Genomic DNA, 18182 nt, shown 5'->3' with positions numbered 1-18182 from the left:
ATGATCTCCCGGTTGGGCTGGTCCTCACATCATCAATGCCGGCGGTTCGAGGATTCCGACATTGCACGTCTCCTTGGTGGTGCCCCTATCTGGGGTCTAACATCATGTCAGGGTCAAGCGCTCTGCTGAATTATTTGCCTGTTCAGCATCGCCTACCCGGATAAACGATTGTGAATTGCGGTAGCCGCCTTGGCTGCCTGGCCCGCAGCAACGGCGATTTGGTCTAATCCCTCAACGATGTCGCCGGCGGCAAACAGACCATCGATCGTCGTTTGCTGATGCTCATCGACTATGATGCAACCCGATGCGCTCAACTCCGCGCCTGCCATCCGCGCCAATTCCGAGCGGGCGGACGTTCCAAGCGCGACATAAAGGGTGTCGAACCTTAGCGATGGGCCATCGACCAGGCTCGCGAGAATAGCGTCGTCGCTGACCGACAGGGTGTGAATGGGGGCGCGCTGGACCACGATCCCGCTTCGGACGAGATCCCCTTCATCGCTTCCTGAAAGCTGCGAAGCCTCCTGGGTAAGGAGCGCCACGGTATCGCTATAACGACGAATGAAGCGCGCCTCGGCCGCGCCATGGTCCGAGCAACCTAAGACGGCTACGCTCTTTCCGCGGACTTCAAACCCGTCACAGACCGGGCAGTAGCGAATAAGTCCACGCGAGACAGCATGGTCGTGGACCTCAGCGGCAAGCCTTGGCTGGTGATTTGTGACGCCTTGGGCAAGCAACAGGGTTCGCGCTTCAACGGGACGCGCGCCCATATCGACGACAAAGCCGGTTTCAGCCCGCGCGATGTTATGGACGATGCCACTGACCAATTCCGCGCCGTAGCGCGCGGCATGCTGATGCATGCGCAAAAGCAGCTCTTCGCCGGATATCCCTTCCGGGAACCCGAGAAGATTGTGCGTCCTCGGAATGCGAGCGGCACGGCCGCCCCCGGCGTCCACGAGCAGCGTGCGACGAAGAAACCGCCCGAGATAGGTCGCTGCCGTAAGACCTGCGGGACCTCCGCCGATGATAACGCAGTCGTACATGTGCGCCTTTCGCTGACGTCTATCCTCACTCCTATTACGCAGCACATGGCATCTGCCCTCAAAAGCCTTCGCACCTTTTGGAAAAATGCACGGCGGCGTGAGGGGTTGGCGACGACGATGCGTAAATCAGATGTAGCCCATTAGGCGGGACGACATTCGTGAACCCACGGGTCGCAGCGTGGGGCGGGACGGGCGGCAGAGGAGAAGAGGGATCGGAAACATGATCCCACTCCGCTCCGCCCGTCCCGCAACAGTCCCGTATCGCGCAACAACCCCACCGCCGCGGGAGAAGCAATGGATAGTCCCTTTTCCGTCTCGATGGGGCGTGCGCTTTGGGTGATGGCGATGGTGGCCGGGCCGCCTCTGCTCATCATGGGCGTGGTCGGACTGGTCATCTCGATCATCCAGGCCGCGACGTCGGTCAACGAACAAACCGTCAGCTTTGTCCCCAAATTGCTGGCGCTGCTATTTGTTCTGACCGTCTTCGGCGCCGCGATGGGCGGATTGCTCATCGATTATACGCGCGATCTTCTCGTCCACATACCCGACGACATCCAATGAACCCAAAGTCCTGCGGCACTCATTTTTGTGCTTGATGCCGGTCAGGAATCTGGCTTGCAGTCAGGCCGAATGCTAGCGTTGCTGATCGACGCAGTAAGGCACAATGGGGGGCGATTTGGCGGATTTTGAATTGCTGGCGCGGCAACTGATCCAGCGATGGAAGGAAGACCCGAACGCAACCTATCAGAGCTGGTTTCTGTGGGACGAGCGCATCAAGAATTTCCGCTCCATCCGCCGCGGTCTGGCCCAGGTGGTGGCGGAAATCGAGGCGGGGCGATTTGGCGTCGCCTATCGTGGATCGTCGCTCGAAACCGTGGTGCATTCGGTTGCGGAGCAGCGGCAGATCTTCAAGGGCGCGGATCACGCCTTTTTGTGGAAGCCCAAGCTACGGATACCCGACATCTATGAAAATCCGGCGCACCAGCGCGCCTTTGGACGGCTGCTGGATCATTGCGCCTGCTGCGATACCGCTGAAGAGATTATCGCGGGCATCCACACGATCGATCGCCTGAACATCAAGGGTCTGGGGCCAGCGGTCGCCAATCTTCTCTATTTCCTGCATCCCACGCTCGTTCCGCCGTTCAACACGGCGATCGTCAACGGCTACAACAAGCTGACGGGCGGGAAGGTCAAGCTCGGCAGTTGGCAGCATTTTCTCGCCATGCGCTCGGGCATCCTCGACCTCAACGAGCAATTCCGCGATTTGCTGTCGAACGACCTTGGGGCGATTGGCGGGCTGTTGTTCGACATTGGCTCGGGGCGTTATCCCGCCCCGCCGCGTGATAAGGAAGATCAGGAGGCCGGAGCCTGGGCGATGCGGCTCGAACAGGCACGGGCCGAGGCGCAGAGCCTCAACAAGGCCGTTCAAAAGCAGGGCGAAAGCGACCGGACGCATTCGGAGATTCAGGCGTGGCTTCGCGATATAGGGCGTGCGTTGGGCTATGATGTCTGGATCGCGGCAAATGATCGGGGGCGTCTGTATGACGGGGTGCGTTTGGGGGAGGGATGCCTTGAAAGCCTGCCTGCGTCGATTGCCACTTCGACCGGCGGCGACGCCATCCGCCTGATCGATGTGCTGTGGCTTGACCGGGACAGCGATCGGGTCGCAGCCGCATTCGAGGTGGAGCACTCGACCTCGATCTATTCCGGCATCGTTCGCATGCTCGACCTGGCGTTGAGCGGCAGCGAGCTGCACGCCGCCGCCGGGCTATTTCTGGTCGCCCCCGACGCCCGAGAGGGCGACGTGCGGGCGCAACTGGCGCGGCCCGCCTTCAGCCGCATCGCCGATCTAGAAATCGCCTATCTCCCCTATGGCGAGCTGGAACGGCACAAGGACGCAATTTCCCGGTTCGGGTCGGGGCTGAAAGCGATCAAGGCCATAGCCCGCGCGTTGCCCTGAAAATCGCTCCCTCACATTCCCGATGCCGGAGGCGCCAGCAGTCCGAGCCAGGCGACCAGCGCAAGGATCGCGATGGCGCAGCCGCTTTCGATCAGGAGGCTTCGCCGCAGCGAGCGGACGGCGGAGGAGCCATCACCTTCTTCCAACGCGGTTGCGAGCGCCGGCGTCAGGAAGAAACGGTTGGCCGCCGCCAGCAACAGCATCGCGCCGAAAAGCAGCAATTTCCCCAGGAGCAGAACGCCATAGAGGCTGGTGAAGAGCGACCCCAGTTTTGATGGACCGATCAATATCCAACTGTTTGCCAGGCCCGAGAGGATGAGCAGGCCGACCACGATCGAGCCGACCCTCGCAAAGCCGTCCAAAGCCCGGTGCGAAAGGTGGATATGGTCCCTGGCCATGCGGGCCGCCGGGCAAAAAATGAGAAGGCACAGGGCACACAGCGCCCCGATCCATATCCCGGCAGCGAGAAGATGGATGATGTCAGCGCCCAGGTGAACCCAACCAAGCGCGCCTTCATCCGCCGCTCCGTGCCCCGTCCACGCCAGCGTCGCAAGGGCAACGGCCGCCGCGATCGAAAGTGCTGTCAGAGCAAAGGTCGGCCGTCGCCATCCCACGAGCGAAAAATAGAGCATCAGCAGGAGCGCGGCGATGCGCACCTGCCAGACGGCGCCGGTGCTCGTCCCCGAGATCACCATGTTGATGGTCGCCCGATCGATCTCGCCGATCGGGACGCCCCCCATGGATGCCGCCAGCACCATCATGCCCAAAATCGATAAGCCAATGCCGATCAGGGCGATGGTGGCGAGGACGGGGCGGAAGCGCAGGACCGAGCCGGATTTCCGCTCGGCCCCGCGCAATGTGTAAAGGCCGAACATCGGCAGCCCAAAGAGAAGCATGAGGTCCAGATAGAGACCCAGCCTGACGGCAATCGCCACCATGTCCGGCATGGGCCTTACCTGACCTTGAAGGTGTAGCTGCCCTGGATGCGATGCGTGTCGGTGGACACGACATGGTAGTCGACCTTGTAGGTCCCGGCCGACAACGGCCTTGCGAACGTCGCAACGAGGGTCTTGCCGTCAGCGGCAAGCGCGCCCTTGACGCCGTTGATCTTCATCGGTCCCATCTTCATGCCGGGCATCTCGGTCATGGAGAGGTCGATGCCCGAAAATTGTGCAACGAGTGCTTCGGTAAAGACGAGCTGAACCTTTGTCGGCGCCGCAACGGTTGCGTCGGCGGCGGGCAGGGCTGTCGCCAGCCTGGGGTGAGCATAGGCGGCAGTAGCTACGAAGGCCGAGGCCGCCATGGCGACCGCGAAAACTGTTTTACGAAACATCGATTTCTCCATTGGCGGCGGTACTGCCGACAAAGGCAATTACGCACGCGAGATTGCGACCCCTCATCGATGCAGACATATTTCTCTGGGCCGCGATCCATCCGTCGGTACGTCAGGGCGCGCCGATCAATGCTTTTTGCATCCCGTGAGGGATGAGGACCGCCCGTGCGTATGACCAAATGGATGGGTGCGAAATCACCACTCGTCCAAAGGTATTTGCTGGGGAGGACGCGATGACAGATTCCAGGGCAACAAGATTGAGGCGGCATTTGCCGAGCGGCCCGTTCATTGCGGTAGCGGCGCTAGCGGTTGGCGCGATCGGTGGCGCGGTAGTGTATACGGGAATCTATAACATCGGCGCCGACGCGCCGCATAGCAAACCCGTCTATTGGATGATCGACCAATTGCGGGATCGCTCGATCGCTGTCCGGTCACGGAACATCGTCGTTCCGGCCAACCTGATGGACGTGAAGCGGCTCCAGAGCGGAGCCGGGCTCTACACGGAGATGTGCAGCGGGTGTCACCTCGCACCGGGCATGGAAAAGAGCGAAATCAGCCAGGGGTTGTATCCCAGTGCGCCGGAACTCTTCCGAGAGCCCCGGCACTCGGCGAAGGAGCAGTTCTGGATCATCAAGCACGGCGTCAAGCTGACGGCCATGCCGGCATGGGGCAAGACGCACAGCGATGAACTGATCTGGGATATGGTCGCCTTCGTCCGGCAATTGCCGAAAATGTCGGCGGCGCAATATCAAGCCGCCATCGCCAGCGCGCCCGAGGATCATGACGCGATGATGAAGGACATGCCCGGCATGGCGAAACCGATGCCCTAGATCGCGCGGGTCTGTCGACGCGCGAACGGCCCGAGAACAGACACCGATTTCCAGCTTGGGCGGTGAAAGATAGGATAGGGTGGTCGCAGCGTCGAAGGGCGAGATTGAATGATGGGAATTTGTGATGACTACAGACCTTGATAGGCTTTTGAGCCGCCTTCGCACCGACCCCGTTCATCCCGGACTTGCAGGATTGGAGGAGGCCGTCTTCGAACGGCTCGCGGCGCGACCGCTAGTCTCGGTAGCCGCGCAACTGAGAGTGGGCATGGCCGCGGCCTTTGTCGCGGTACTGTTGGGTGTCGCCAGCACGGGTTTTACGCCTCCCGCTGAAGCATCCGCCACCTTGTCTCCGTTCGGTCCTTCCAACCCGCTTGCGCCGTCGACCTTGCTTGTAGGTCCGCGATGAAAGCCAGGCTGGTACTGTTGATCGCGCTGGTCGCGTTCGTTGCGGCCATCGCCGGGGTATGGCTTGGTCGCCATTTCTTCCCGCAGCCGGCCCCCGCCGGGGTCGAGCTGCATGACGTTTTGCATAGCAAGCTCGATCTCGATGACCGGCAGAAACGCCAGATCGATCTTCTCGAGAAGCGTTTTGCCGTGCGCCGCCAAGCACTGGAGCTTGAACTGAGAGCTGACAATGCGCGGCTTGCCGATGCAATCGAAGCCGAACATGGCAACGGTCCACAGGTCGCCGCCGCCGTCGATCGGTCGCATCAGGCGATGGGTGAGCTGCAAAAGGAAACGCTCGGCCATATCTTCGCCATGCGCCAGATCCTTCGCCCGGATCAGGCCAAGACTTTCGACCAGGCGGTGGTCCATGCGCTCACCGACGATGTGCGGTGAGCCCCGACTTCAAGGCGTTTTCGGACGGTGAACTGGCGGCGCTGACCCTGAGTGGACGGCAAGCGGCATTCGCTGAAATCATGCACCGACATCAGACCCCCATCTTTCGTCTGGTGCGCGGCCTGGTCGGCAACGCCGACCAGGCGCTGGATCTCACCCAGGACTGTTTCGTGTCAGCCTTTGGGCATTTGCAAAAATATGATGGCGAGCGCCCGCTGCGCGCGTGGCTTTCCCGGATCGCGATCAACAAATGCCGTGATTGGCGGCGGCGGCAAAAGGTGCGGCAGTTTTTCACCCTGGGCGGATCGACCACCGAACAGGAATGGGAAGCCGTACCCGATGACAGCCCGTCCGCCCATGACAGCGCAGCCGGGAAACTGGAATTGCAGCGCTTGAACGCGGCGATGGCCGACCTTTCAGCGCCGCTACGGGAGGTTCTTTTGCTGCGAACCGTTGAGGGGATGACGCAGGCGGAAACCGCAGCCGCTCTTTCTATCAGCGGCAAGGCCGTCGAAACGCGATTGTACCGGGCACGCACCCGCCTTGCGGAAATTCTGGCGGAACCATGAGGGGTCAGCCCGCTTCATGCGTAAGGCCAAGAGAGTGCAGCGGATAAGCAGGCTCCCTGAGCCGGGTCCGCCGAAGGAAACAAGGGAGACTACATGACCTCGGTATTGACCCGCCGCGATATGATCCGCGGCGCCACGCTCGCCGGTGGCGGCCTTGCCTTGTCCGCCTGGATGCCGGCGTGGGCGCAGCCCGTCTCCGCAGGCATCGTCAAACCGCTCCCCACGGTTTCGGGCAACGACATAGCCCTGACAATCGCCAGGCAGACGATGATGATCGATGGCCGGAAAATGCGGGCCATCGGGGTCAACGGAACCGTCCCGGCTCCCTTGGTCCGCCTGCGTGAGGGCCAGACCGTTCGTCTCCATGTGACCAACGATCTTGACGAGGACAGCTCGATCCATTGGCATGGCGTGCTCGTCCCGCCGCAATTTGATGGCGTGCCGGGTGTCTCCTTTCCCGGCATTCGGCCCAAATCCACGTTCGTCTATGAGTTCCCCGTCATCCAGAACGGCACCTATTGGTATCACAGCCACTCGGGCCTTCAGGAGCAGCTCGGCCATTATGGTCCGATCGTGATCGATCCCGCTGGCGCCGATCCGGTCCAGTATGACCGCGAACATGTCATCGTGCTCGCTGACCATAGCGCGATTTCGCCGGAAGGTATCTTCCGGCGCATGAAAGTGGACCCCGGCCATTTCAACTTCCAGCGCCAGACGCTCGCCGGGCTGCTTTCCGGGCGCGACCAGATGCTCAAGGATCGCCTCGACTGGGGCAAGATGCGGATGGACCCGACCGATATTTCCGACGCCACGGGGCCAGCTTACACCTACATTATCAATGGTTATGGGCCGCGCGACAATTGGACGGCGCTTTTCAAACCGGGCGAGCGGGTCAGGCTGCGCTTTATCAATGCCTCGGCCATGACGACCTTCAATGTGCGGATACCGGGGCTTCCGCTTGTCGTGGTCCAGGCTGACGGCCAGAATGTGCGGCCTGTCACTGTCGATGAATTTCAGATCGGCGTTGCTGAAACTTACGACGTGATTGTCACCCCGCCCGATGACCGTGCCTACACGCTGGTCGGCGAAGCCGTCGATCGCTCGGGCATGGCGCGCGCCACGCTCGCGCCGCGCGCTGGCATGACGGCGGAAGTGCCGCCGCTGCGCGAACGGCCGCTCGCCACCATGAAAGACATGGGAATGGACATGTCATCGATGCCGGGCATGGAAGGCATGGATATGTCGGGGGGCGCAATGTCTCCGATGCGCGGCGTCGATCCGACTGCCGAGAAAAACCCTTCTGCGAAGCTGGCGACTGCAGGCGCCGGCGCCATGGCGATGAGCGCGACTTCTGGCGGAACCGCGATGGGCAGTATGGACCACGCCGCCATGGCCGGGATGGATCCCAATATGGCGGGCATGGCCGCAAGTGGCGGTGCGATGACGGGCATGGACCATGGCGCCATGAGCGGACAGCAAGGCGCTATGCCGGGAATGGATATGGGGTCCATGGAGATGGGTCCGATGAATATGCGCGACTTCTCCAAGGCGCCGCAGGTCAAGAGGGGGCCGGGCGTCCAGACGATCTCTCCCATGCCGATGGACCGTACCGGGGACCCCGGCCAGGGCCTCGAAAATGTCGGCCACAAGGTGCTTGTCTACAAGGATCTCATGGCGCTGGAGCGCAATCCCGATGTGCGGGCGCCAAGCCGCAGCCTGGACATTCATCTGACCGGCAACATGGAGCGCTTCATGTGGTCGTTCGACGGCGAGAAGATGTCCGATGTCCATGAGCCGATCCCGTTCATCGAAGGCGAGCGGGTGAGGATCAACCTCATAAACGACAGCATGATGGGCCATCCGATCCATATTCATGGCCATTTCTTCGAGCTGGTCACGGGGCATGGGGATCATGCACCGCGCAAACACACGGTCATCGTACAGCCCGGCGGCAAGGTCACATGGGACTTTACCGCCGATGCGGTCGGCGACTGGGCGTTCCACTGCCACCTTCTCTACCATATGCACGCCGGGATGATGCGCGTCGTGAGCGTCCGCCCGAAGGGAGAGGCGGCATGAAGCGCTCTCTGACGGCACTATTCGCCGGCTCGGCGGTGCTGCTCGCCATGCCCGCGATCGCTCAAGGTCAGTCGATGCAGGGCATGGACCATTCCAGCATGCCCGGCATGGCGATGCCGGCGAAGAAACCCGCGCCAGTGAAGCGCGCAAAAAAGCCGGCTCCCAGGAAGCCCGCGCAAAGGAGGGCGGCGCCAAGGCGAGCGGCGCCCGCAAAGCCCGCAGCCAGTCACAATATGGAAGGCATGGATCATTCGGCCATGCCTGGGATGGCGATGCCTCAAGCAGGGCCGGCGGACGACAAGGCAATGCCGGCGATGGATCACAGCGCCATGCCGGGCATGAACATGGGCAACAGCGGTTCGACACCGAAGGCCGACGACATGCAGGGTATGGACATGTCGGGCGATCATGCCGGTCACGATATGGGTGCCATGCCGGCCATGGAAATGACCGGAACCGCTCTCCCGGCGGGAAATGCCCCGGCGCCCAAGCCGCCGATGGACCACTATGCCGAAAGGCAGTTCCCGGCCGCCGAGATGGCACAGTCGCGGATGGCAATGATGCACGAACAGGGCGGGCAATCCTTCGCTCAAGTGATGTTCAACCTTGCCGAGGTCCAGGTGCGGCAAGGCCGTGACGGGTATCGCTGGGATGGCGAAGCCTGGTTTGGCGGGGACATCAATCGGCTGACGATCAAGTCCGAAGGGGAGGGCGTCTTCAGGAGGGGCGTTGAAAGCGCCGAAATTCAGGCGCTCTACAGCCGGGCGATCGGACCCTATTTCAACCTTCAGGCGGGTATTCGGCATGATTTTCAGCCGTCACCCTCGCGGACCTATGCGACCATCGGCTTTGAGGGTCTCGCGCCCTATTGGTTCGAGGTCGAGGGTGCCGCCTTCCTGTCGGACAAGGGCGATGTCCTCGGTCGCCTCGAAGGCTATTACGACCAGCGACTGACGCAGCGGCTCGTCCTCCAGCCCCGCGTGGAACTCAATCTTTCCGCGCAGGACGTCCCTGAAAACCGGGTCGGTTCTGGCCTCGTCAATGCCGAATTGGGGCTGCGACTTCGCTACGAGATCACCCGCCAGTTCGCGCCCTATGTCGGGGTTTCCTACGAAGCCAAGACGGGGAAGACCGCGGATTATGCACGGGCGGACGGCGAAGATCCGACGACGACAAGCTTTGTTGCGGGCCTCCGAATTTGGTTCTGAATTTATTTGGTGAGGCGCTCCCGCACCGGTTCACCCAATACAATTTTCGCGCGTTGAAGGAGACGCTTCGCCGCTAGGCATAGGAGAAGATGATGGAGGAAATGCAACAAAACCACGGAATGAAGAATGGCTACACAAGCCTTGCTGTTCAAACCGTGATTAGCGGAATCATCATGTATCTGGTCATGTTTGTCATGATCGATGGTTTCGATAGCTTCTTCAACAATCTCAATATGCTTTACATGACGCTGATGATGGTCGCGCCGATGGTTGTGCTGATGATCTTGGCCATGCGCCATATGTTCCCGTCCAACCTCGCGAATACCATCATCATCGCTGTCGCGGCGCTCGCTTTCGTTGGCTCCTTTGCACTGATCCGCACTCAGACTACAATTGGAGATCGGGCCTTCCTGCGCTCGATGATCCCGCACCATTCGGGCGCGATCCTGATGTGCCGTGAGGCCAATATTTCCGATCCGCAGGTGAAACGCCTGTGCAGCGAAATCATCCAGTCGCAGCGGCGCGAAATCGATGAAATGAAGGGCATCCTCAATCGAATATAATGCTTGAGCAACTGTGCGTCCGACGCTGGAGCGCTTTAATGGTCCGGGCGTTAAGAGGGGGGAACTGCTGAAATCGTATAAGCCTTCGCGGGGGCACATAGGAGATGAAAATGATCAAGTTCGTTGCACCCATGGCCATATTAGCGATTGTTTCCAGTCCTCTCCTTGCTCAGGAACACAAGCCGGGAATGGAGCACGGGAAAATGGATCATGGCGCTATGGGCGAGATGATGCGGCCGACGCTTGCCAACCCCTATCCTCAAGCTGAAATGGACATGCATCAAAAGATGATTGGCGCGGTCGGCAGCGACGCGACCGAAACTTGGGTGCGCAAAATGATCGAACATCATCGCGGTGCGATCGCCATGTCGCGCATCGTTATCGACCGGACGCGTGATGCGAAGGTGCGTGCCATGGCGACAAAATCCTCAGCTGATCAAACTCGCGAGATAGCAGAGCTACAGGCATGGCTTCGTACACATGGTAAGCGAGCCGAGTGATGGAACCTGGACAAGCAGGAAAGGCATTGAAGTGAAGATCAAAGGATTGGCGGCGCTTGCTGCGATGTTCCTTGCGACAGGGGCCAATGCCGTTGGCCCCATTATCGTTCACCGTGACCCTGGCTGCGGCTGCTGCGAAAAATGGGCCGCCCAGGTTCGCGCTCAGTTTGGGAAGCGCGTGACGATAATTGACGATCATCAGCGAACCGCTTTCCAGCGCATGAATGGCGTTCCTGCCGCACTCGCTTCCTGTCATACGACCACGATCGATGGTATGACCTTTGAAGGACATGTACCGATAGCGGACATGAAGCGCGTTCTTACCCAGAAACCGCGTGGCGTGCGCGGACTCGCAGTCGTCGGCATGCCGATGGGCTCGCCGGGGATGGAGGTTCCGGGACAACGTGTCGAAGCCTATAATGTCATTGCTTTTGGTCCAGGCGGGCAGACCGTCTTTGCGCGTCATGGTGAACGATGATGCCATTGCTCTGCAAAAAGGACCGGCGTAAGAAGTAACGGCTGTGAAACGGGTACTGCATCTCTTTCTCCTGCTGGGAGCCTTCATTGGCCTGATGGGTCAGGTGGCGGCCTATGCGTCTGTCGCAGCCCCTCCCGCTGCGCCGATGGCAATGGCCGGGATGAGCGCAGACTGCATGAAAGGGATGGCTCAGGAGCAGCAGCCTTCGGGCAAGCCCTGCAAGGGGCTGACGCTCGACTGCATCGCATCGATGGGGTGCGTCGTTCCAATGGTTCTTCGCGACGCGCCGCCCGTCCCGGCAGCGCCGTTGCCTCACCAGGCCATGGCGTTCTGGACCACTGCGACGATCCTGCATGGCAGCGATCTGACCCCCGAGCCCGAACCACCGACCATCCTTGGCTGATCGACCGCAGCCGTAAGGCTGGTGGTTTCCGTGCGCCCTTGGCGCAAGCGGAACCCCTGCCAGACCCGCGGCTAACCAACGATTATTTGCCAAGGATTTCTATCATGAAAACGCTCAAGATCGCCGCCGCTATCATTGCGGCTTCCGCCTCTGCTTTCACTTTCGCGCCTGCGTTCGCGCAGGATACCGCCTCCGACGCTCGTCCAGGCGGCCACTATGAATGGCGTCAGATGCCACAGTTCGGCCCCAAGGCCCCGATGACGGCGCCGCGCCGCGTCTGGGTGCCGGATGCGCAGCAAGTCGCCAATTGCCATTGCGACATGATGAAGATGAGCGCCGCGGATTGCATGAAGGAGATGCATGGCATGATGTCTCCCTCGGGCGCCTCGGCAGGCTAGACGCAGGTTCTGGCTGCTAGAGGTCGCATAGACGGCTAGGCCAGCAGTGGCGGCGGGATGCCCCCTTCCCGCCGCCACTGACATGCCTGGCAATCGTGTGCCATGTTGGCCCGGCCCTCCGATCAGGAGTTCTTCATGCGACTATTCTATTGTGCACCGCTACTCGCGGTGATCCCCGGCATTGCGTTCGCCGGCCCGCTCACCTTCGACGCGGCGCTTCGCCAGGCGAGGCAGGATGCACCATCCATTCGCGCGAAGACGCTCGGCACCGATGCCGCACGGTCCGCGCGGGGAGCAGCGGGTGCGCTACCCGATCCCACGCTGGGCGTTGGCATCGACAGTTTCCCGATCTCGGGGCCGCTTGCGTTCGAGCCTCAGCGCGACGATTTCACGATGGCGCGGGTCGGCGTATCTCAGGACATCCCCAATCTCGCCAAACGCCATGCTCAGCAGGCGCGGGCGGATAGCGACATCAAGGCGGCGGAGGCTGATGCGGCCGTCGAGGCCCGTACCGTCGAGGTGGGCACTGCGCTGGCCTGGATCAATCTCGCCTATGCCGAGCGCAGGCTTGCAGCGCTTGACGATGTGCTGTCCCGCCTCACGCAAGTCGTGAGAACGACGCCCGGCGCGGTCGCCTCGGGGAACGCACGGCCAGCACAGACACTTGCCGGTCAGCAAGCGGTCGCCGCGATGCAGGATCGCCGCAGCGAACTGGTCTCGGCTGTGGCGCGGGCACGCGCGACCCTGACCCGCTGGACCGGCGATCCCGCGCCGGAGATCGCAGGGCCGGTCCCGGATTTCACAATAGACGCGCCAGCCCTGCGCGCGGGCCTGGATCAGCATCCGGGCATAAAGATGATCGATGCCCAGCTTGGGCAGGCCGATGCCGAGGTGCGCGTGGCCAATGCCGGGCGGCGATCGGATTTTGGGGTGAACCTCGCCTATCAGCGCCGTGACCCCCGTTTCGGCGATTATGTCTCAGCAGGCGTGACGGTCAGCCTGCCGTTCTTCACCCGCAATCGCCAGAATGCCGGGATCGCCGCAGCCCAGGCCAATGCCGGGCGCGCGCTGGCTGAACGCGAGGCGGCGCGGCGCGCGCTTGCCGCCGACCTCGAAGCCGACCTTGCCGATCATATCATGCACCATGACCAGTGGACGCGGGCCAGGGATACGCTCCAGCCCCTCGCTGAACAGCGCGTGAGGCTGGAAACCGCCAGCTACGGCGCCGGGCGCGCCACCCTTGTGGATGTCGCCGACGCCTATGCCGCGCTCGCCGATGCAACCATCACGACCCTTGACCGCGAAGCCCTGGTCGCCGCCGACGGCGCACGGCTGACCCTCACCTACCGGAGCGAAAATCGATGAGCCAGGTTACGATTGCCCGTGGGTGGCTCTTTGGCGCGGCCGCCGCTCTTGCCCTTGCAGCGGGCGGGATAGGCTTCACCCTGGCTGACAGGCAGGGTGCGAAGGATAGCGGCGCTGCAAAGCCACCGGCGCGCAAGATTCTGTATTGGTACGATCCAATGATCCCGGCGGAGCACCATGACGGTCCGGGTCTTTCGTCCATGGGGATGCAGACCATTCCGCGCTATGCCGACGAGGAGGGGGCTGGGGCGGCAGCGCCGGGCATTTCGGTCGATGCGTCGGCGGCCCAGGCGCTCGGCCTGCGAACCGTTGCGGCCCGTCGTGGGGAGCTGGCGAGTAGCCTTACGGCCACCGGCACGATCGATTTCAATCAGCGCGATGTCGCCGTCATACAGGCGCGGGCGGGCGGCTTTGTGAACCGGGTCTATGCGCGGGCGCCGGGCGATGTGATCGGCGGCGGCGCACCGCTTGCCGACATATTGGTGCCCGAATGGGCGGGAGCGCAGTCCGAGTTTCTGGCGGTGCGTCGCACCGGAAACGCTGCGCTCATACAAGCTGCGCGCCAACGCCTGACCTTGCTGGGGATGCCCGCGAGCATGATTGCGTCGGTTGAGCGCAGTGGCCGGGCACATAATGTCATCACCATCTCGACGCCTGTTGGCGGTGTCATCAAGACGCTCGGCGTCCGTGCCGGCATGACGGTGATGGCCGGTCAGACTCTTGCGGAAGTCAATGGCGTCGGCACGGTCTGGCTCAACGCCGCCGTTCCCGAAGCGGTCGCGGGGCCGCTGCGGCCAAGTCAGACCGTGCAGGCAACGCTGGCTGCCTTTCCGGGTGAAACCTTGACCGGTCGGGTATCGGCGGTGTTGCCCGAGACGCAGACGGACAGCCGGACGTTGACCGTTCGGATCGAGCTGCCCAATCGCGGCGGCCGCCTGCGGCCAGGCATGTTTGCCACCGTCTCATTCGGGGGAAGCGCGCAAACCGCATTACTGGTGCCCTCCGAAGCACTGATCCGCACCGGCAAACGCACCTTGGTGATGCTCGCGCTCGACAAAGGGCGCTACCGCCCCGCCGAAGTGCAGCCCGGCCGCCAATCCGGCGACAAGACCGAGATCCTGGCGGGCCTCAGCGAAGGCGAGAAGATCGTCGCATCTGGGCAGTTTTTGATCGATTCCGAAGCGAGCCTTTCTGGTATCCAGGCCAGGCCGATCGCGGGGACAACCGCCAAGCCCGTCGCTACCGCCTCGCTTTACGAGTCTGTCGGCAAGATTGAACAGATCACGGCCAAATCGGTGACGCTCAGCCACGAGGCTGTCCCTGTGATTGGCTGGCCAGCGATGACCATGACATTCCAGTTGGGCAATCCCGCGCTCGTGCGGGGATACAAGACTGGCGATCGTGTCCGCTTCGCGTTTGACCAGCCACCTGCAGGGCCGACCGTGCGCCGCATGGCGAAGGTGGCGGGCCGGTGATCGCGCATCTCATCCGCTGGTCGGTTAGGAACCGCTTCTTCGTCTTGATCGGGATGCTCGCGCTCGTTGGCGTGGGCCTCTGGGCAGTGCGATCGACGCCGATCGACGCGCTCCCCGACCTGTCCGACGTTCAGGTCGTGATCCGCACCTCCTATCCGGGCCAGGCCCCGCAGATCGTCGAGAACCAGGTCACATATCCGCTCACGACCACCATGTTGTCTGTGCCCGGCGCGAAGACGGTGCGCGGTTATTCCTTCTTCGGCGACAGCTTCGTCTATGTGATTTTCGAGGACGGCACCGATCTCTACTGGGCACGTAGCCGCGTGCTTGAATATCTCAACCAAGTCCAGGGCCGGTTGCCGGCCAGTGCCAGCAGCACGCTGGGGCCGGATGCGACGGGCGTGGGCTGGGTCTACGAATATGCGCTGGTCGATCGCACCGGCCAGCATGATCTCGCCCAGCTTCGCGGTCTTCAGGACTGGTTCCTGCGTTATGAGCTGAAGACCGTGCCCGGGGTTGCCGAGGTCGCCAGCATCGGCGGCATGGTCAAGCAATACCAGGTGCAGCTCGATCCGGTGAAGCTAACCGCCTATGGCATCACCCATGCCCAGGCAGTCGAGGCCATTCAAAAGGCCAATCAGGAGTCGGGCGGCTCGGTTCTCGAGATGGCTGAGGCGGAATATATGGTCCGCGCTTCGGGCTATCTGAAGACGCTTGACGATTTCCGGGCTATTCCACTGCGGACCGCGAGCGGCGGCGTGCCAGTGACCCTTGGTGACGTCGCCACGATCCAGACCGGCCCCGAAATGCGCCGCGGCATCGCCGAACTCAACGGTGAGGGTGAAGTCGCGGGCGGTGTCGTCATCCTGCGGTCGGGCAAGAACGCCCGTGAGACGATCGCGGGTGTGAAGGACAAGCTTGCCGCACTTAAGGCAAGCCTGCCCAAGGGGGTCGAACTGGTCACGGTCTATGACCGCTCGCAGCTCATCGATCGCGCGGTCGAGAATCTCACGCACAAGCTGATTGAGGAGTTCATCGTCGTCGCCATCGTCTGTGGGCTGTTCCTGTGGCACGTCCGTTCCGCGCTGGTGGCGATCCTGACTTTGCCGCTGGGCGTCCTGGCCGCGTTCGTCGTCATGCGGTTCCAGGGGGTCAACGCCAATATCATGTCCCTAGGCGGCATCGCGATCGCCATAGGGGCGATGGTCGATGCGGCGGTGGTCATGATCGAGAATGCCCATAAGAAGATCGAACGCTGGGAGCAGGATCACCCGGATAAGCATCTCTGCGGTGAAATGCGCTGGATCGTCATCACCGAGGCCGCGGCCGAGGTTGGTCCAGCACTGTTTTTCAGCCTGCTCATCATCACGCTGTCTTTCGTGCCGGTGTTCACGCTGGAAGCCCAGGAAGGCCGGCTGTTCGCGCCGCTCGCTTTTACCAAGACCTACGCGATGGCGGCGGCCGCCATCCTCTCCGTGACCCTAGTGCCGATCCTGATGGGCTGGTTGATCCGCGGGCGCATCCCCGCCGAACAGGCGAACCCCGTCAACCGTTGGCTGACCAACATCTATCGGCCGGCGCTCGACTGGACGATGCGGAAGCCGAAAACGGTCCTTCTGATTGCCGCGCTCGTGTTCGCAACGACAGCCTGGCCACTGACGCGGCTCGGCGGCGAATTCATGCCAAATCTGGACGAAGGCGACCTGCTCTACATGCCTTCGGCTTTGCCGGGCCTCTCGGCGGCGAAGGCGTCAGAGCTGCTCCAACAGACTGACCGGCTCATCAAGTCCGTCCCCGAGGTGCAAAGCGTCTTTGGCAAAGCGGGGCGGGCCGAGACCGCGACGGACCCGGCCCCGCTAGAGATGTTCGAGACCACCATCCAGTTCAAGCCGCGTGACCAGTGGCGACCGGGAATGACCCACGACAAGCTGGTGGAAGAGCTTGATCGCACGGTGAAGCTGCCCGGTCTCGCCAATGTCTGGGTGCCGCCGATCCGCAACCGGATCGACATGCTCGCTACCGGCATCAAGAGTCCGATCGGCGTCAAGGTGTCGGGCGCCGATCTCGCCCAGCTCGACCGGATCGCCCATGATGTTGAGACGGTGGCGAAAACGGTGCCAGGGGTCAGCTCGGCGCTGGCGGAGAGACTGACCGGGGGGCGCTATGTCGATGTCGACATCGATCGCGCCGCTGCCGCCAGGTATGGCCTCAATATCACCGACGTTCAGGCCATCGTTTCGGGTGCAATTGGCGGTGAGACGATCGGCGAGACGGTCGAAGGGCTGGCGCGATACCCGATCAGCGTGCGCTATCCGCGCGAGCTGCGTGACAGCCTTGAAAGCCTGCGTACGCTGCCTGTCCTGACACCCTCGGGCCAGCAGATCACCCTCGGAACGGTAGCGACCGTCTCGATCGCCGAAGGCCCGCCCATGCTTAAGACCGAGAATGCCCGGCCATCGACATGGGTCTATATCGACGTGCGCGACCGCGATCTGGCCTCGGTGGTCGGCGATCTACAGCGCGCCGTCGCGAAACAGGTCAAGCTCTCGCCGGGCGTCAGCATCGCCTATTCCGGCCAGTTCGAATATCTCCAGCGCGCCGTGGACAAGCTCAAACTGGTCGTGCCAGCGACGCTGCTCATCATCTTCGTGCTGCTCTACATGATCTTCGGGCGGTTCGACGAAGCGGCGCTCATCATGGGAACGCTGCCGTTCGCGCTGACTGGCGGCTTCTGGATTCTCTATCTGCTCGGCTTCCACCAGTCGGTCGCAACCGGCGTGGGGTTCATCGCGCTGGCGGGTGTTTCGGCTGAGTTCGGTGTGGTGATGCTGATCTATCTGAAAAATGCCCTCGACGAACACGGCGCCAATCCGGATGCGGCGCAGGTCGAGGGGGCGGTGCGCGAAGGCGCGCTGCTGCGTGTACGGCCCAAGGCGATGACGGTGGCCGTGATCCTCGCCGGCCTGCTGCCGATCCTGCTCGGGTCCGGTGCCGGTTCCGAAGTCATGAGCCGGATTGCCGCGCCGATGATCGGCGGCATGTTGACCGCGCCGCTGCTGTCGATGTTCGTCCTTCCCGCCGCCTATCTGCTGCTCCGGCGGCCGAGGGCAAAATCCTCCCTCCAACCCGTTTCATCATGAA

The 18182-nt window shown here is 62.3% G+C and carries 18 protein-coding genes; 15 read left to right on the top strand and 3 right to left on the bottom strand.

What is annotated here, in order from left to right; genetic code table 11:
- Window positions 1-152: 152 nt before the first annotated feature.
- Window positions 153-1040, bottom strand: a complete 888-nt coding sequence (locus J3E64_RS18260; RefSeq protein WP_253344473.1) for an NAD(P)/FAD-dependent oxidoreductase — start codon at window positions 1038-1040, stop codon at window positions 153-155.
- Between the two features lie 294 nt (window positions 1041-1334).
- Between J3E64_RS18260 and J3E64_RS18255 the strand changes: the two genes are divergently transcribed.
- Both J3E64_RS18255 and J3E64_RS18250 read left to right on the top strand, forming a co-directional pair.
- Window positions 1335-1601 carry a flagellar biosynthetic protein FliQ gene (locus J3E64_RS18255; RefSeq protein ID WP_253344472.1) on the top strand — a complete coding sequence of 89 codons (267 nt, stop codon included), beginning with the start codon at window positions 1335-1337 and terminating at the stop codon, window positions 1599-1601.
- 115 nt (window positions 1602-1716) lie between these two features.
- The gene (locus tag J3E64_RS18250; protein WP_253344471.1) at window positions 1717-3000 is read left to right on the top strand and encodes a type II restriction endonuclease; all 1284 of its coding nucleotides are present in this window, start codon (window positions 1717-1719) and stop codon (window positions 2998-3000) included.
- A gap of 11 nt (window positions 3001-3011) precedes the next feature.
- Here the strand turns inward: J3E64_RS18250 and copD are convergent, their stop codons facing one another.
- Both copD and copC read right to left on the bottom strand, forming a co-directional pair.
- On the bottom strand, window positions 3012-3947 hold the full coding sequence (gene copD, locus J3E64_RS18245; protein WP_253344470.1) for a copper homeostasis membrane protein CopD: 936 nt from the start codon (window positions 3945-3947) through the stop codon (window positions 3012-3014).
- A gap of 5 nt (window positions 3948-3952) precedes the next feature.
- Window positions 3953-4345 carry a copper homeostasis periplasmic binding protein CopC gene (gene copC / locus J3E64_RS18240; protein WP_301287356.1) on the bottom strand — a complete coding sequence of 131 codons (393 nt, stop codon included), beginning with the start codon at window positions 4343-4345 and terminating at the stop codon, window positions 3953-3955.
- Window positions 4346-4566: 221 nt separating this feature from the next.
- Here copC and J3E64_RS18235 point away from each other — a divergent pair, with 221 nt between their 5' ends.
- From J3E64_RS18235 to J3E64_RS18175, 13 genes are all read left to right on the top strand, one after another.
- On the top strand, window positions 4567-5163 hold the full coding sequence (locus J3E64_RS18235) for a cytochrome c (RefSeq protein ID WP_253344468.1): 597 nt from the start codon (window positions 4567-4569) through the stop codon (window positions 5161-5163).
- 402 nt (window positions 5164-5565) lie between these two features.
- Window positions 5566-6003: a periplasmic heavy metal sensor gene (locus J3E64_RS18230; RefSeq protein WP_253344467.1), complete on the top strand. Its 438-nt coding sequence runs from the start codon at window positions 5566-5568 to the stop codon at window positions 6001-6003.
- Window positions 6000-6572 (top strand): RNA polymerase sigma factor, encoded by a 573-nt coding sequence (locus tag J3E64_RS18225; protein WP_253344466.1) that lies wholly within the window; start codon window positions 6000-6002, stop codon window positions 6570-6572. Before J3E64_RS18230 ends, J3E64_RS18225 begins: the two co-directional genes overlap by 4 nt.
- 93 nt (window positions 6573-6665) lie before the next feature.
- Window positions 6666-8651, top strand: a complete 1986-nt coding sequence (locus J3E64_RS18220; RefSeq protein WP_253344465.1) for a copper resistance system multicopper oxidase — start codon at window positions 6666-6668, stop codon at window positions 8649-8651.
- On the top strand, window positions 8648-9859 hold the full coding sequence (locus tag J3E64_RS18215; RefSeq protein ID WP_253344464.1) for a copper resistance protein B: 1212 nt from the start codon (window positions 8648-8650) through the stop codon (window positions 9857-9859). Before J3E64_RS18220 ends, J3E64_RS18215 begins: the two co-directional genes overlap by 4 nt.
- Before the next feature lie 89 nt (window positions 9860-9948).
- Window positions 9949-10422: a DUF305 domain-containing protein gene (locus tag J3E64_RS18210; protein WP_253344463.1), complete on the top strand. Its 474-nt coding sequence runs from the start codon at window positions 9949-9951 to the stop codon at window positions 10420-10422.
- A gap of 110 nt (window positions 10423-10532) precedes the next feature.
- Window positions 10533-10922 (top strand): DUF305 domain-containing protein, encoded by a 390-nt coding sequence (locus J3E64_RS18205; RefSeq protein ID WP_253344462.1) that lies wholly within the window; start codon window positions 10533-10535, stop codon window positions 10920-10922.
- Window positions 10923-10986: 64 nt separating this feature from the next.
- Window positions 10987-11400 carry a DUF411 domain-containing protein gene (locus J3E64_RS18200; protein WP_253344489.1) on the top strand — a complete coding sequence of 138 codons (414 nt, stop codon included), beginning with the start codon at window positions 10987-10989 and terminating at the stop codon, window positions 11398-11400.
- A 43-nt stretch (window positions 11401-11443) separates the two neighbouring features.
- On the top strand, window positions 11444-11803 hold the full coding sequence (locus J3E64_RS18195; RefSeq protein WP_253344461.1) for a hypothetical protein: 360 nt from the start codon (window positions 11444-11446) through the stop codon (window positions 11801-11803).
- Window positions 11804-11907: 104 nt separating this feature from the next.
- On the top strand, window positions 11908-12201 hold the full coding sequence (locus J3E64_RS18190) for a hypothetical protein (protein ID WP_253344460.1): 294 nt from the start codon (window positions 11908-11910) through the stop codon (window positions 12199-12201).
- 135 nt (window positions 12202-12336) lie between these two features.
- Entirely contained in the window at window positions 12337-13566 is a 1230-nt protein-coding gene (locus tag J3E64_RS18185; protein WP_253344459.1) for a TolC family protein, read from the top strand.
- The gene (locus J3E64_RS18180) at window positions 13563-15041 is read left to right on the top strand and encodes an efflux RND transporter periplasmic adaptor subunit (protein WP_253344458.1); all 1479 of its coding nucleotides are present in this window, start codon (window positions 13563-13565) and stop codon (window positions 15039-15041) included. The genes J3E64_RS18185 and J3E64_RS18180 overlap by 4 nt, the downstream gene beginning before the upstream one ends.
- Entirely contained in the window at window positions 15038-18181 is a 3144-nt protein-coding gene (locus tag J3E64_RS18175; protein ID WP_253344457.1) for an efflux RND transporter permease subunit, read from the top strand. Before J3E64_RS18180 ends, J3E64_RS18175 begins: the two co-directional genes overlap by 4 nt.
- The last annotated feature ends 1 nt before the right edge of the window (window position 18182 follow it).

It is taken from the genome of Sphingobium sp. OAS761 (genome assembly GCF_024168485.1).
Lineage (GTDB): Bacteria > Pseudomonadota > Alphaproteobacteria > Sphingomonadales > Sphingomonadaceae > Sphingobium.
This window is presented reverse-complemented; position numbering and strand designations above follow the sequence as displayed.

Bases quoted from the DNA above. Each gene is read 5' to 3' on its own strand.
- J3E64_RS18260 (WP_253344473.1), bottom strand. From the start codon at position 1,040: ATGTACGACTGCGTTATCATCGGCGGAGGTCCCGCAGGTCTTACGGCA.
- J3E64_RS18255 (WP_253344472.1), top strand. From the start codon at position 1,335: ATGGATAGTCCCTTTTCCGTCTCGATGGGGCGTGCGCTTTGGGTGATG.
- copD (WP_253344470.1), bottom strand. From the start codon at position 3,947: ATGCCGGACATGGTGGCGATTGCCGTCAGGCTGGGTCTCTATCTGGAC.
- copC (WP_301287356.1), bottom strand. From the start codon at position 4,345: ATGGAGAAATCGATGTTTCGTAAAACAGTTTTCGCGGTCGCCATGGCG.
- J3E64_RS18235 (WP_253344468.1), top strand. From the start codon at position 4,567: ATGACAGATTCCAGGGCAACAAGATTGAGGCGGCATTTGCCGAGCGGC.
- J3E64_RS18230 (WP_253344467.1), top strand. From the start codon at position 5,566: ATGAAAGCCAGGCTGGTACTGTTGATCGCGCTGGTCGCGTTCGTTGCG.
- J3E64_RS18220 (WP_253344465.1), top strand. From the start codon at position 6,666: ATGACCTCGGTATTGACCCGCCGCGATATGATCCGCGGCGCCACGCTC.
- J3E64_RS18215 (WP_253344464.1), top strand. From the start codon at position 8,648: ATGAAGCGCTCTCTGACGGCACTATTCGCCGGCTCGGCGGTGCTGCTC.
- J3E64_RS18210 (WP_253344463.1), top strand. From the start codon at position 9,949: ATGATGGAGGAAATGCAACAAAACCACGGAATGAAGAATGGCTACACA.
- J3E64_RS18205 (WP_253344462.1), top strand. From the start codon at position 10,533: ATGATCAAGTTCGTTGCACCCATGGCCATATTAGCGATTGTTTCCAGT.
- J3E64_RS18200 (WP_253344489.1), top strand. From the start codon at position 10,987: ATGTTCCTTGCGACAGGGGCCAATGCCGTTGGCCCCATTATCGTTCAC.
- J3E64_RS18190 (WP_253344460.1), top strand. From the start codon at position 11,908: ATGAAAACGCTCAAGATCGCCGCCGCTATCATTGCGGCTTCCGCCTCT.
- J3E64_RS18185 (WP_253344459.1), top strand. From the start codon at position 12,337: ATGCGACTATTCTATTGTGCACCGCTACTCGCGGTGATCCCCGGCATT.
- J3E64_RS18180 (WP_253344458.1), top strand. From the start codon at position 13,563: ATGAGCCAGGTTACGATTGCCCGTGGGTGGCTCTTTGGCGCGGCCGCC.